Source organism: Flavobacterium sp. 21.1, from assembly GCF_057801535.1.
In genome coordinates this window covers 58,275-71,770 of record NZ_JBYNXA010000001.1, presented here as the reverse complement: position 1 = coordinate 71,770, position 13,496 = coordinate 58,275, and the positions used below count along the sequence as shown (strand labels likewise).

The following is a 13,496-nucleotide window of genomic DNA, read 5'->3' as shown; positions in this document are numbered from 1 at the left end:
TTTTAAGTGAATATGAAAATGATTATGATCTAAAAACTATGTTACTCGGGAATTCACAAACTAAAATTCAAATTCTCTGCCATCATCACCCAGAAGAATATTTGGAAAAACGGTTTCGGCTTCTGTTTTAAAGCGCTCAATCGAATCATAACGGGTTGAGTAATGACCTAAAACCAATTGCTGGACGTTAGCTTTTTTTGCAATCAAAGCCGCTTGTTTAGCGGTACAGTGCATAGTTTTTTCTGCTAAATGTTCTTCTGAATCCAAAAAGGTACTTTCATGATATAAAACGGTCGCATCCTTTATAACAGGGATTATATTTTCATCGTAGACTGTATCTGAGCAAAATGCATAACTGCGTTCGGGATCCGGATCGAAAGTCAGCTTTTCGTTTGGAATGACCCTACCATCTTCTAAAGTAATATCACCTCCGTATTTTATTTTCTGATAGTAAACAGTTTCAATATCATGATTCAAAATAGCATCTATATTGAGCTTTCTTTCACGGTTTTTCTCCTGGAACAGAAATCCGTTTGTGTAGACTCTATGTTTAAGAGGGATAGTTTTTACAATGACTTTCTCATCTTCATAAATCACTTCACTTTCTTTGCTTTCCAATTCATGAAAATAAAGATTGTATCCTGTGTAAGAATTTGATAATCTGAGTTGTAGAAGGATTACCTCTTTAACTCCTTTAGGTCCGTAAACATGTAGATCGGTCTGACGGTTGAGGAGCATAAATGTAGATATCAGTCCTACTAAACCATAAAAATGATCACCATGAAGGTGTGAAATGAAGATATGTTCTATTCGGGAAAACTTGATCTTATTTTTACGTAGCTGCACTTGTGTCCCTTCTCCGCAATCAATAAGAAACATGCGGTTTTTTATTTCCAGAACCTGTGAAGTCGGATTAGTAATTGTTCTCGGTGTAGCTGCATAACAACCCAGGATTGTCAGTTTCATAGTTTACAGTGTTCAGTTGCAGTGTTCAGTTGCAGTGTTCTGTCGCAGTATTGCAAACTGTGACTCACCTACTGATTTTAGAATCCCAAATCACGTTCGATTTCTTCCATTTCAATCATATCATGCGCTTCCAAAAGTGTAGGTACAACCAACAAAGACGCGGGAACATCATTAAAATCAATATTATCAGCAACGATAACGAATGACTTTTTGGCTTTTTTGTGTTTCTTGGATAAATCCAAAAATGTTTTAATTGCTTTTACGTCAGCGGATTTGTCATGCGATACATCCAAAATGAGATTACGCTCTTTAAAGGATTCGTACTGCTCTGTTACTTTCTTCAGAAATTCAGAAATATTTCCTTCTGTATCCTTAAGTATTGTAGTGTGTATTTTATGATCTACTTTCATATAAAGCTGCTTAGTGACTGAGTTGCTAAGTTACTGAGAATTTTACGATCTGTAATAACTTTTCCCTTATCTCTTTTTCCTTGTTGCTCCAACTATTTAATCTTCTGAGCCAATAAGTAAATCACTGCCATACGAACAGCAACTCCGTTTTCCACCTGATTCAGGATAACCGATTGCGAGGAGTCCGCCACATCAGAAGTAATTTCCACTCCTCTGTTAATTGGCCCCGGGTGCATGATAACTATTTCTTTGCTCAAAGAATCCAATAATGCTTTGTCAACTCCGTATTGTTGTGCATATTCACGTGTTGAGGGGAAATAATTCACATCCAAACGCTCATTCTGCACACGTAACATGTTTGCTACATCACTCCATTCTAAGGCTTTACGTAAATTCGGTTCATACTTCACTCCCAATGACTCAATGTATCTCGGAATTAATGTTTTAGGTCCGCAAACCATTACTTCAGCACCTTGCATCTGTAAGGCAAAAATATTGGAAAGCGCTACACGGGAATGCAGAATATCTCCAACGATTACAACTTTCTTCCCTCCTACGTCACCTAATTTTTCACGGATGGAATAACTGTCCAATAACGCCTGAGTAGGATGCTCGTGTGCACCATCACCGGCATTTACAATACTTGCTTTCACATTCTGTGATAAGAAATGAGCCGCTCCCGGATTTTTATGACGCATTACAACCATGTCTACTTTCATTGAAAGAATGTTGTTCACGGTGTCGATTAACGTCTCTCCTTTTTTAACTGAAGATTGCGCTACGGAAAAACTCATCACATCTGCCGAAAGACGTTTTTGTGCCAATTCAAATGAAAGTTTGGTACGCGTACTGTCTTCAAAAAAGATATTAGCGATAGTGATGTGTTGTAATGAAGGTACTTTTTTAATCGGACGGTTGATTACTTCCTTGAACTGATCGGCAGTTTCGAAGATTAAATCAATATCGTTTTTGTTGATGTATTTTATTCCTAATAAATGATTGACGCTTAGTTCTTTCATCTGAAGATTATATTAAATTTTTGGACAGATGGAACGTTCATTGTTGCTATGTCATTTTGTATGGTCGTTAATGAACGTTTCATCGTTATTGTTGTGTTGTTGTAATTCTTAGTTGTTCGTTGTTTTAGCTACTAAAAGCACTTGATCTACTCCATCGTTTTCTTTCCAGTTTACCAGAACCCTTTCGTTATTGATGGCATCCACCTGTCTTCCGCGATAATCCGGCTGAATGGGTAAATCACGACTGAAACGTCTGTCAATTAGCGTTAAAAGTTCTATTCCGGATGGTCTTCCGAATGATTGGATTGCTGTTAATGCCGCACGAATACTTCTTCCTGTGTACAAAACATCGTCTATAAAAACCACTTTCTTATCTTCTACTAAAAAGTCGATTTGGGTTTTGTTAGCCTCCATAGGTTTTTCAGTTCTTCGGAAATCATCCCTGAAGAAAGTAATATCCAAAAAGCCAAGAGGAATGTCTTTAATGTTGTAGTCTTCTTCCAATATCTGCTTGATTCTCTCAGCAACATATTTACCGCGAGGCTGAATCCCGATAAGGATAGTGTTTGAAAAATCGAGATGTTTTTCGATTAACTGACAGGCCAAACGATGCAGGATGATATTGACTTCTTTTGAAGTGAGCAATACTTTTTGACTCATAAATGAAGTGTTGTGTTTGGTGTGTAAAAGTACAATTTTTTTGTTTATAAAAAATGCTTCGCTACAGAGTTTGCATAAAAAAAGACCGCTGTTGATGCGGTCTTTTAAAATTGTTTTTGAATGGAATTATTCTTTTATGAATCGTAATGTTCTTACAGAACCGTCTTTTGCGATTTTAATAAAATAAACACCCGCCTGATACTGAGACATATTAACTGCTAAATCCATTTCAGATGTAACTTTAACATCTTTGATTGTTTGTCCTAAGCTGTTGAATATTACGAAATTGTCCGGCAATTCAGAATTAGACAATGCGATATTAATGATCTCATTGGTAGGATTCGGATATAACTGAACTGAATTAAGCAAATCAAATTGCTGTGTGGAAAGCGGAGCCTGGCACGCATTTGATGTTTTCAATGATGCTCTTCTAAGAGAATTATTCATTACTGCTGTAACTCGGTCTTTCTGATTAATTGTAAATATATTCATGCATGAATCATCCGTATAGTCCATATAATTCTGAACCATTTCGTTTCCGGTACTTGTACAGTTTGTTACTGTAGGACATCCGAAATTAGAATCATGCGCTACCGGTGTATCTGCACAATAATCATCTCCACAAGCAGCATCTCCCCAAATATGCAACAATCCGAAACAATGTCCGATTTCATGGGTAGCTGTTCTTCCTAAATCATATCCAGTATAATAAGGTCCGGCCGCAATTGTTGCAGATCCGAAACATCTGTAATCAACTACCAAACCATCTGTAGTTCCGGGTCCTTCATCTGAATTTAACCCTGAAAGCCCTGACGTACTTGGAAATTGAGCATATCCTAAAGTACCGTACATTTCCTGATTGGAATTACTTGTAAAGTTCACGGTCCAAATGTTAAAATATTTTGTAGAATCCCAAATCGTAGCTGCTTTCATTGTCTCCGTAGCATTGAAAGTGTTATAAGTCGCACTGGTTCTCGTTACGCGATCAATACCGGTTGTTGCTGTACCGTCCGGTTTTCTTTGCGCAAGGCAAAATTCGATCTCGATATCAGCTCCGACAGGATTTGTGTTATACCCCGGAGTTCCCAACATTTTTCGGAAATCCTGATTTAAAACGGTGATTTGCGATAAAGCCTGAGCATTTGAAATGTTTTCGTTGGTACCGATTGCATCACCATTACTGATAATATGTATTACAACAGGTACCGTAATTACAGTTTTGGCTGTCGAACTTTCTCTGTTTCTCTTTACCTCTTCAATTTTAGGAGCCAACCAGTTTTCAAATTCCTTAGACGTAGCTCTGTTTGGATAGTTTTCTTGCAAAAGAGCTTCATACTCGGTAGTTGCACATCTGATATGCCCGGATGGTGTTCTTTTAGAAAACGTCGTTCTGTTCTGACTGAATCCTGTATAAGACACAAGCATACACACTGCTAATTTAAGTAGGGTAGTTTTTTTTCTCATTGATTATAAATTGTTTATTGGGTTAATCCTCTTATTCTCACAATGCTTAAAATAAAAGGGACGCAAATATATTGTTTTATTTGTGACAATTACCCTATTTTTTGTTGTAAATTTTATGTTATTTCAAACAAAACACTAATATTTAACAATTTGTAGTGGTTTTTTCCCATAAGACATTGATTTCGAATGTTCTGAAAATGATTTCATTCAAACCAACATAGAGAGCGAAATAGCTGGGTGCATTTAAATGATTTCTTAATCTAAATTAAGTGCTTTGACAACATTGTAAATTAACTTTGTTTATCAATTTAAATGAAATAGTACGATGGCAACAAAAAATATTGAATTAGTGTCTGCTCCAAAAACACCTCATTTTGTAGGTGATGGCTTTAGAGTACATAACTTCATTCCGAGTGGTTATCATTTGGATATGGAACGTATGAGCCCGTTTATTATGTTAGATTATAATTCCAAATACAACTTCCCTCCTTCTGAAATCCCAAAAGGTGTTGGTGTTCACCCGCACAGAGGTTTTGAAACCGTAACCATTGCCTACAAAGGAAAAGTAGCACATCATGACAGTGCCGGCGGTGGCGGAGTTATCGGCGAAGGTGATGTACAATGGATGACCGCAGCATCAGGTGTATTACATAAAGAATATCATGAGGAAGAATTCAGCAAAACCGGCGGCGAATTCCAAATGGTGCAATTATGGGTAAACCTTCCGGCGAAAGATAAAATGTCTACTCCAAAATATCAGGGAATTACAAATGACCAGATCAGCAAATTTGAACTTCCTGATAACGCAGGAGTTATTGAGGTAATCGCAGGAAATTATAAAGACGTAAAAGGCGCAGCATCAACGTTTACGCCTGTTCATCTGCAAAATGCAAAACTGAACGCAGGCGGAAAAGCTACTTTCTCATTTCCGGCGAATTACAATACCGGATTACTGGTTATAGAAGGAAATATAAAAGTTAACGGAGATGAAGTGGTTCCAACCGACCACTTTGTACTTTTCGAAAACGAAGGCGAGGAATTTACTATTGAAGCCTTGGAGAATGCTATCGTTTTGGTATTAAGCGGTGAACCGATCAACGAGCCGATTTTCCCGCACGGACCTTTCGTAATGAATACACGCGAAGAGATTATTCAGGCGATTGACGATTTCAACAACGGAAAGTTTGGTTTCTTGGCAGATTAAAGTCAAAAGATCCACCAAATAAGAAATATTTACACTAACTTTAAATTTTTCAATCAAAAAATATGAAACCGGAATTCCAAAATATCCCTCTTCAGAAGAACGAAGAAAATCATCGTTTTGAGATTACATTTGAAGGTCACAAAGCCTTTATCGATTATAAAGAACGACCGGGCAAAATCACTTTGATTCATACTGAAGTGGAACCGGAACTTGAAGGAAAAGGCGCTGCGACAGCCGTAATCGAAAAAACACTGGACTACATTGAACAAAACAATTATAAACTTGTTCCGCTCTGTCCGTTAGTATTTGCTTACATCAAAAGACATCCGGAGTGGAAACGCATAGTCGATGAAAATTTTGAAAGTTATAATTCATTATAATTCAACAATTTAATTTTTTTAATTATGAGCAGTATAGTGCCTATCCGCGATCCAAAAAGCGATCATTTGTTAAGTCCCGAAAATTCAGCTCTTATTATTATTGACTATCAACCGGTTCAGGTTTCTTCAATTAAATCGATGGATCGAACCTACTTAGTGGAACAGATTGTACGTCTTGCCAAAACCGCAAAAGTGTACAATATTCCGGTGATATTATCAACAGTAAATGTACAAACAGGCAGAAATCAGGACACTATTGCGCCATTAAGAGAAGTTTTGACAGACGATACTTCCTACGATCGTACCAGTATTAACGCTTGGGAAGACAAGGAATTTTACGAGGCTGTGAAAGCAACCGGCAGAAAAAAACTGATTATGGCAGCACTCTGGACGGAAGCTTGTCTAGCCTTTCCCGCATTAGATGCGTTAAAAGAAGATTTCGAAGTTTTTCCGGTGGTCGATGCCGTGGGTGGAACTTCATCTGAAGCACATGATACTGCGTTGAGAAGAATGGAGCAAGCCGGTGCTCAACTGATTTCAATAAATCAATTGCTTTGCGAATTGCAGCGTGATTGGAACCGCGAGGAAACCGTGCCGGGCTTTTTTCAGGTATTGTTTAAAGATGGAAAAATACATTAAGCTATGTCAAACATACAATTAATTATCGAAGAACGGGCTGCCGATATTGGAAACTTTATGGTGGGTCGTCTTTTGCCTTTTCGACAGAAAAGAGCTGTAGGTCCTTTTGTGTTTATTGATCACATGGGTCCGACCTATCTAAGTGATTTCGAGAATTTTGACGTAGCACCGCATCCGCATATAGGGCTTTCTACCCTAACCTATCTGTTCCGGGGACGAATCATGCACCGTGACAGTTTAGGTACCGAAATGGAAATCAAACCCGGTGCCGTAAACTGGATGACTGCCGGAAAAGGAATCGTTCATTCAGAACGAACGCCTCAGTACCTTCGGGGTTTTGAAAAAATGCTTCATGGCTTGCAAATTTGGGTAGCGCTTCCGAAAGAACTGGAGGAAATGGAACCGAATTTCACGCATATTGAAGAAAAGGACATTCCGGAATGGACGGAAAACGGATTAACATTTAAACTAATCGCAGGAGAAGCATTCGGGCGAAAATCGGGAGTACCGGTTTATAGTCCGCTTTACCTTATTGAAATAAAAAGTACACATCCGCAGAAAGTAAAAATCGGAGATGACTTGTTTGGTGAAAGTGCGCTGTATATCCTGGAAGGAACCATTAAAAGTGATGAAGTGGTTTTTGAATCCAAGCAGATTTTAATTGCCAAAGACACTAAGCTTTGCGAATTCGAAATGGGTGAAAACTCAACCGTTTATATTTTTGGAGGAGAAGCTTTCCCTGAAGAACGATTCATTTTCTGGAATTTTGTTTCTTCTGATAAAGATCGGATTGAAAAAGCAAAAACGGACTGGGAAAACCAAAATTTCCCGGCTGTCCCTGGAGAAACAGAATTTGTCCCTTTACCAAATCCGAATCCTTAAAGGAAATAATTCGCTGTAATTGTTAATAATATGAAATCCGCAGGTTTAAAAAACTGAGCGGATTTTTTATTTTTGTGATTAATTACTTACAAATAAATTAATCATTAAAAGCAATTCTAGAGATATGAAACAATCCTTATTAATCCTTTTTTTAGCATCAGCGTTCTTTTCCTGTGATTCTTTAACAAAAACAAACCCATCGGATTTAGCATATGCAGAAACAATGAGTCCGGAAATATCCAAACCCGATGTAGGAACGGTTATTGAGCAAAACACTCCGGTTTTTGGTATCGATATCTCACATTTTCAAGGTGATGAAGCAGATTATCTAAACAAAAATAGCGATCGGTTATCTTTCGTAATCTGCAAGGCCACGGAAGGCATAACCTACATTGATCCAGATTTTAAAAATAACTGGTCGATGATACAGCAAAAGGGTTTCACACGGGGTGCCTACCATTTTTACCATTGCGATGATGATCCGAAGCAACAGGCAGATTTTTTCCTGTCAGTCATAGGCAAACTTTCCACAACCGATTTTCCGCTTATAGTTGATTTTGAAGAAAACAGTATCGCCAAAGGATGCAATACTGTCGATATCCAAAAGAACTTATTATTATTCTTAACTATTCTGGAACAACGAACCGGAAGAAAACCGATTTTGTACACCGATGTCAATATCGGAAATTCACAAATAAATAATGCTGCTTTTTCAGAATACAGTTTATGGATAGCAGATTATGACACCGAATCAACACCAAGAATTCCGTCGGTATGGAAAAACAAAACATGGACGATCTGGCAAAAGAACCCAATCTATTCTATTGGAACTTATTCCGATGATTATGATATTTTCAATGGAAGCACCGCTGATTTTTCAAATTTTATAAAAGGAAATTAGTATCTAAAATCAATCAGATACAACTGCAAATAAAAAATCCCGCATCAAGCGGGATTTTCATTTATTTAAGAATACATTTTCTTTCTCATTTCCTGAATCTTATCATCTTCAAGATATTCATCGAAGGTCATATATCGGTCAATTACTCCGTTTGGTGTGATTTCCAAAACTCGATTGGCAACCGTTTGTGCGAACTCATGGTCATGTGTTGTAAACAATACGGTTCCTTTGAAGTTTTTCAATGAGTTGTTGAAAGCTGTAATCGATTCCAAATCCAAGTGGTTTGTTGGTTCGTCCAGCATTAATACGTTGGCTCTCATCATCATCATTCGTGATAACATACAACGAACTTTTTCACCTCCTGATAATACTCTTCCTGTTTTCAAAGCTTCTTCTCCGGAGAAAATCATTTTTCCTAAGAAACCGCGAACATACACTTCATCTCTTTCCGGTTCAGTTTTTGCCCATTGACGTAACCAGTCTACTAATGTTAAATCATTTTCAAAGAAACTGTGGTTGTCGTTTGGAAGGTATGATTGTGTGGTTGTAATCCCCCAGTCAAAACTACCGGTATCGGGTCTTAGGTTATTATTCAGAATTTCATAAAAAGCAGTTGTAGCACGGGCATCTTTAGAGAAAACAACTACTTTGTCTCCTTTTGCCATGTTTAGATCCACATTTTTGAATAAGATTTCACCGTCAATTGAAGCACTTAAATTCTGTACGTTCAAAATCTGATCTCCCGCTTCTCTCTCCTGTTCGAAAATAATTGCAGGGTAACGACGACTTGAAGGCTTGATTTCATCAAGGTTCAGTTTATCGATCATTTTTTTTCGGGAAGTAGCCTGTTTTGATTTTGCCACGTTCGCAGAGAAACGACGGATAAATTCTTCTAATTCGGCTTTTTTCTCCTCCGCTTTTTTGTTTTGCTGCGCTCTTTGTTTAGCGGCTAATTGAGAAGATTCATACCAGAAAGTATAGTTTCCTGAGTAATGGTTGATTTTTCCGAAGTCGATATCCGAAACATGCGTACAAACCGCATCCAGGAAGTGACGGTCGTGAGAAACCACCAATACAGTGTTATCATAATTTGCAAGGAAGTTTTCTAACCAACCAATTGTCTCGAAATCCAAATCGTTGGTAGGCTCATCCATGATCAGTACATCAGGGTTTCCGAATAGCGCCTGTGCCAATAACACACGTACTTTCATCTTTCCTTCCATGTCGCTCATCATCGTATAGTGAAATTCTGCACCAATGCCTAAGTTGGACAGCATGGTTGCAGCATCTGATTCTGCATTCCAGCCATTCATCTCATCAAACTGCAATTGCAACTCCCCGATTCTGTCAGCGTTTTTATCATCATAATCAGCATACAAATCGTCCATCTCCTTTTTAACAGTAAACAACGTTTTGTTCCCCATCATAACGGTTTCCAAAACAGTATGTTCGTCAAACATGTTGTGGTTCTGGTTTAAAACCGACATACGTTTGCCCGGCTCAAGAATTACACGCCCTGATGTAGGATCGATATCTCCCGATAATATTTTTAAGAAAGTAGACTTTCCTGCACCGTTTGCTCCTATAATTCCGTAGCAGTTCCCTTGTGTGAAGGTTACGTTTACTTCGTCGAACAAAATTCGCTTACCAAACTGAACTGATAAATTTGAAACTGTTAACATTGATTTTTTGATTTTTTATAAAAGTGTTGCAAAAGTAGAAAAAATAGCGGAGTTTTGACCCGTTATTGTGAGAATGTTCATTTTGTCATTTTAACTGTACATTAACAGCAAGTTAAGTCGTACACACCTATATTTGTTTTGAATTAATTTTGATTAAATGTTCGCCTATCTAAAAAATCTACTATTACCTATCTCGTCTGTCGTGCTATGCAGTCTTTGTTCTTGTAATAAAGAGTTCAAAGACGATAACTATACGGCTTATTTTGGTGGTGAAATAATCAATCCAAACAATCGCTATGTGCTTCTTTTGAAGGATAATGAAGTGATTGATTCTTTACTATTGGATGATAAAAACCGTTTTTTCAAGAAGTTCGATTCATTAGCGCCCGGAATGTATACTTTCAGACACGAACCGGAATACCAGTATGTCTATTTTGACAAAAACGACAGTATAATGCTTCGGTTAAACACAAAAGAATTCGACAATTCACTGGTGTTTTGCGGTCGCGGTGATCAAAAAAACAATTACCTGATCGAAATGTTCCTTAAAAACGAATCGGACAGAAGTTATGATGTTTTTGATAAAGACTATAAACCATTCGCAAAAACCATTGATTCTTCCTATGCAGCGAAAAAATCATTCTACTTAAGACGAAAAACCGAAATCGGCTGGAATGAAAAATTCGATGTTTTTGCAAAAGCCACTCTGGATTTAGATTATCTGGCAAAAAAAGAAATCTATCCGATCGCGCATAAAAGAAGAAACGGAGAAGACATCTGCAAAGCTTTACCAAAAAATTATTATGCTTTCAGAAAAGACATTGATTACAACAATGAAGATCTGACCACCTATGTGGATTTTGTACGCTATATCACGGCCATGCTTAATAACATCGCCTATAAAAACTGCACAACGGAAAGAGATTACGAACAAAGTGCCTTGGCATCGAACATAAAAAAGCTGAACATCACAGATACGCTTATCGAAAATCAGAAAATAAAAAATGGTGTTTTGAACAACATCGCCTTTATGTATCTTCTTGAAGATCAAAACATGGCAAACAACAAAAAGTTCTTAGACCGTTACTTCCAGCTTTCTACAGATAAAAGCAAGCACAATGAAATCCGAAAAATATCTAGTGCAGCACAACTTTTAAAACCGGGAAGTGTACTTCCGCCGCAAACCTTCTTCAACCCGAGTAATGAAAAGATCGATTTCAATTCAATTGCAAAAAACAAAGGAGAAACTATCGTTTTCTTCTGGACATTAAGCGCAAAATCACATTTGGAAGGTGTTCATAAAAAGGCACACGATTTAAAAATGAAGTATCCTGATCTGAACTTTATCGGTATCAACATGGATGACTCAAAAGAAGACTGGGTAAAAACGATCAATTCTTATAATTTTAATGACAGCGTTGAACTTCATGCAACGGATATACAAAAATTAAAAGAGGAATGGGTTATCACAAAAATCCATCGTGTATTACTCCTTAATCCGGACGGTACAATCAAAAATGCTTTCGTGAGCTTATTCGACGCTGACTTTGAAAAATACCTTAAGTAGCTTTCAGATTGCAGATTGCAGAAGGCAGTGGTCAGATAGCAGATTAAAAATATTATCCGCAAATAAAAAAAGGATTCAATTATTGAATCCTTTTTTTTTATACTAAAATAAACTATGCAATCTATCATTTGCATCCTGCGTCCGACTTCTTAAATCTGCCTTCTGCTTTCTGCCTTCTGACCACTATTTATTCCCTTTCTCGTAATCCGCAACAAACTGAGCGATTCCGATGTCTGTCAAAGGATGTTTCAATAATCCCAAAATAGACGATAACGGTCCTGTCATAACATCTGCTCCGATTTTAGCACAGTTCACAACGTGCATTGTATGACGCACAGAAGCCGCTAAAATCTGAGTTTCGAAAGCATAGTTGTCATAAATCTGACGGATTTCGTCGATAAGATTTAGACCATCTGTGGAAACATCATCCAAACGACCTAAAAACGGAGAAACATACGTAGCACCCGCTTTAGCCGCCAAAATCGCTTGACCTGCAGAGAATACTAATGTTACATTCGTTTTGATCCCGCGATCAGAGAAATATTTACAAGCTTTAATTCCTTCTTTTGTCATTGGTAATTTAACCACGATTTGCTCGTGTAAATCAGCCAACTCCTCCCCTTCTTTGATCATGCCTTCAAAATCCAAGGCGTTTACTTCAGCGCTAACATCGCCATCAACAATATTACAGATATCTACATAATGTTTAAGAATGTTGTTCTTTCCGGTAATTCCTTCTTTTGCCATTAACGACGGATTTGTCGTAACACCATCCAAAATACCTAATTCCTGTGCTTCTTTAATCTGCTCTAAATTAGCTGTATCAATAAAAAATTTCATATGTCTTTATTTTTAAATCGTTGTATTTTTAATTTGGGCGTAACCCTCCTCCATACTTCCGGAGGGTCAGGCTTTACGTTGCAATCTTTTTTGTTAGAACCTATGGTTTATAAATACGCCTTTGATTTTAAACAAAAAAGGATTTCCACTTCAATCCTTTACGCGATTACGAATTTACAACTAAAATTTAATTCTTGCTGCTATTGATAAATCTATTCTTGATAGACTCTCTTTTTCGTCTTCTGCAAGATCCAAATTTTCGTGATACCTGTTTGGTCCGTCTATTTCAGCTGAACTCAACTTTCCATAAAGTACACCTACTTTAGGACCGAAAGAAAAACCATCGGAAATCCTAAAATGATAACTTCCTGATGCGTAAGCTCCCAACGTTCCCCCTGTAATTTTATAGTCCTGAAGAAAAACTGCTTTGTCTTTATAATGTATGTATCCCAAACTAACATCAACGTTAAATTCATCTCTATTTACAGTTTCTTTACAGTACAAATACGAAATTCCGTAAAAAGCTATCGTAATATTATTAGAATAATCACCATATCCTTCCTGTCCGTTAGGTGCGTAAACATAAGCATCATCGACCACAATTCGCTTTTTAAAAGCATTGTGCTTGAAACCTATGAATGAGTTTTTATCTTCAATTAATCGGAAATACAAACTCACATCATAACTAAATCCGGACTTCAGGCTCTTCGCATATTGTTTATCCAGATAATCTTCCCCGGAAAGCTCACCAATACGTTCAGCAAAACCGGCAGTAATATCTAAAAAAACACCTCGTTTCCTGACCGTTGGGAGTTCTGTACTTTGCTGCGCATAAAGGAATACTGAACATAACAAAAAAAGTAGCGCATAAGCGTTTTTCAT

Annotated in this window: 14 protein-coding genes; 6 read left to right on the top strand and 8 right to left on the bottom strand. The window is 37.4% G+C overall.

Annotated elements, in window-relative coordinates; genetic code table 11:
• Window positions 1-60 precede the first annotated feature (60 nt).
• From AC3E9U_RS00300 to AC3E9U_RS00280, 5 genes are all read right to left on the bottom strand, one after another.
• Window positions 61-966, bottom strand: coding sequence for a ribonuclease Z (locus tag AC3E9U_RS00300; RefSeq protein WP_488744908.1), 906 nt, complete (start codon window positions 964-966; stop codon window positions 61-63).
• A 77-nt stretch (window positions 967-1,043) separates the two neighbouring features.
• On the bottom strand, window positions 1,044-1,376 hold the full coding sequence (locus AC3E9U_RS00295; protein ID WP_488744907.1) for a ribonuclease Z: 333 nt from the start codon (window positions 1,374-1,376) through the stop codon (window positions 1,044-1,046).
• A gap of 92 nt (window positions 1,377-1,468) precedes the next feature.
• The gene (locus AC3E9U_RS00290; protein ID WP_488744906.1) at window positions 1,469-2,395 is read right to left on the bottom strand and encodes an aspartate carbamoyltransferase catalytic subunit; all 927 of its coding nucleotides are present in this window, start codon (window positions 2,393-2,395) and stop codon (window positions 1,469-1,471) included.
• 108 nt (window positions 2,396-2,503) lie between these two features.
• Entirely contained in the window at window positions 2,504-3,055 is a 552-nt protein-coding gene (pyrR, locus tag AC3E9U_RS00285; RefSeq protein WP_488744905.1) for a bifunctional pyr operon transcriptional regulator/uracil phosphoribosyltransferase PyrR, read from the bottom strand.
• A 126-nt stretch (window positions 3,056-3,181) separates the two neighbouring features.
• Complete coding sequence (locus AC3E9U_RS00280; protein ID WP_488744904.1) at window positions 3,182-4,519, bottom strand: T9SS type A sorting domain-containing protein; 1,338 nt, start codon at window positions 4,517-4,519, stop codon at window positions 3,182-3,184.
• A 325-nt stretch (window positions 4,520-4,844) separates the two neighbouring features.
• Between AC3E9U_RS00280 and AC3E9U_RS00275 the strand changes: the two genes are divergently transcribed.
• The 5 genes from AC3E9U_RS00275 to AC3E9U_RS00255 all read left to right on the top strand — a co-directional run bounded on the left by AC3E9U_RS00275 (window position 4,845) and on the right by AC3E9U_RS00255 (window position 8,525).
• On the top strand, window positions 4,845-5,723 hold the full coding sequence (locus AC3E9U_RS00275; RefSeq protein WP_488744903.1) for a pirin family protein: 879 nt from the start codon (window positions 4,845-4,847) through the stop codon (window positions 5,721-5,723).
• A gap of 62 nt (window positions 5,724-5,785) precedes the next feature.
• Window positions 5,786-6,103, top strand: a complete 318-nt coding sequence (locus AC3E9U_RS00270) for a GNAT family N-acetyltransferase (protein WP_488744902.1) — start codon at window positions 5,786-5,788, stop codon at window positions 6,101-6,103.
• A 24-nt stretch (window positions 6,104-6,127) separates the two neighbouring features.
• Window positions 6,128-6,742 carry a hydrolase gene (locus AC3E9U_RS00265; protein ID WP_488744901.1) on the top strand — a complete coding sequence of 205 codons (615 nt, stop codon included), beginning with the start codon at window positions 6,128-6,130 and terminating at the stop codon, window positions 6,740-6,742.
• A 3-nt stretch (window positions 6,743-6,745) separates the two neighbouring features.
• Entirely contained in the window at window positions 6,746-7,624 is an 879-nt protein-coding gene (locus AC3E9U_RS00260) for a pirin family protein (RefSeq protein ID WP_488744900.1), read from the top strand.
• A gap of 124 nt (window positions 7,625-7,748) precedes the next feature.
• Window positions 7,749-8,525: a GH25 family lysozyme gene (locus AC3E9U_RS00255; RefSeq protein ID WP_488744899.1), complete on the top strand. Its 777-nt coding sequence runs from the start codon at window positions 7,749-7,751 to the stop codon at window positions 8,523-8,525.
• A gap of 65 nt (window positions 8,526-8,590) precedes the next feature.
• Here the strand turns inward: AC3E9U_RS00255 and AC3E9U_RS00250 are convergent, their stop codons facing one another.
• Entirely contained in the window at window positions 8,591-10,207 is a 1,617-nt protein-coding gene (locus AC3E9U_RS00250) for an ABC-F family ATP-binding cassette domain-containing protein (RefSeq protein ID WP_488744898.1), read from the bottom strand.
• Window positions 10,208-10,364: 157 nt separating this feature from the next.
• Here AC3E9U_RS00250 and AC3E9U_RS00245 point away from each other — a divergent pair, with 157 nt between their 5' ends.
• Window positions 10,365-11,774, top strand: coding sequence for a thioredoxin family protein (locus AC3E9U_RS00245; protein ID WP_488744897.1), 1,410 nt, complete (start codon window positions 10,365-10,367; stop codon window positions 11,772-11,774).
• 183 nt (window positions 11,775-11,957) lie between these two features.
• On the opposite strand, the gene fsa is transcribed toward AC3E9U_RS00245, so the two are convergent.
• Both fsa and AC3E9U_RS00235 read right to left on the bottom strand, forming a co-directional pair.
• Window positions 11,958-12,614, bottom strand: coding sequence for a fructose-6-phosphate aldolase (fsa, locus tag AC3E9U_RS00240; protein WP_488744896.1), 657 nt, complete (start codon window positions 12,612-12,614; stop codon window positions 11,958-11,960).
• A 180-nt stretch (window positions 12,615-12,794) separates the two neighbouring features.
• Window positions 12,795-13,496, bottom strand: coding sequence for a hypothetical protein (locus tag AC3E9U_RS00235; RefSeq protein ID WP_488744895.1), 702 nt, complete (start codon window positions 13,494-13,496; stop codon window positions 12,795-12,797).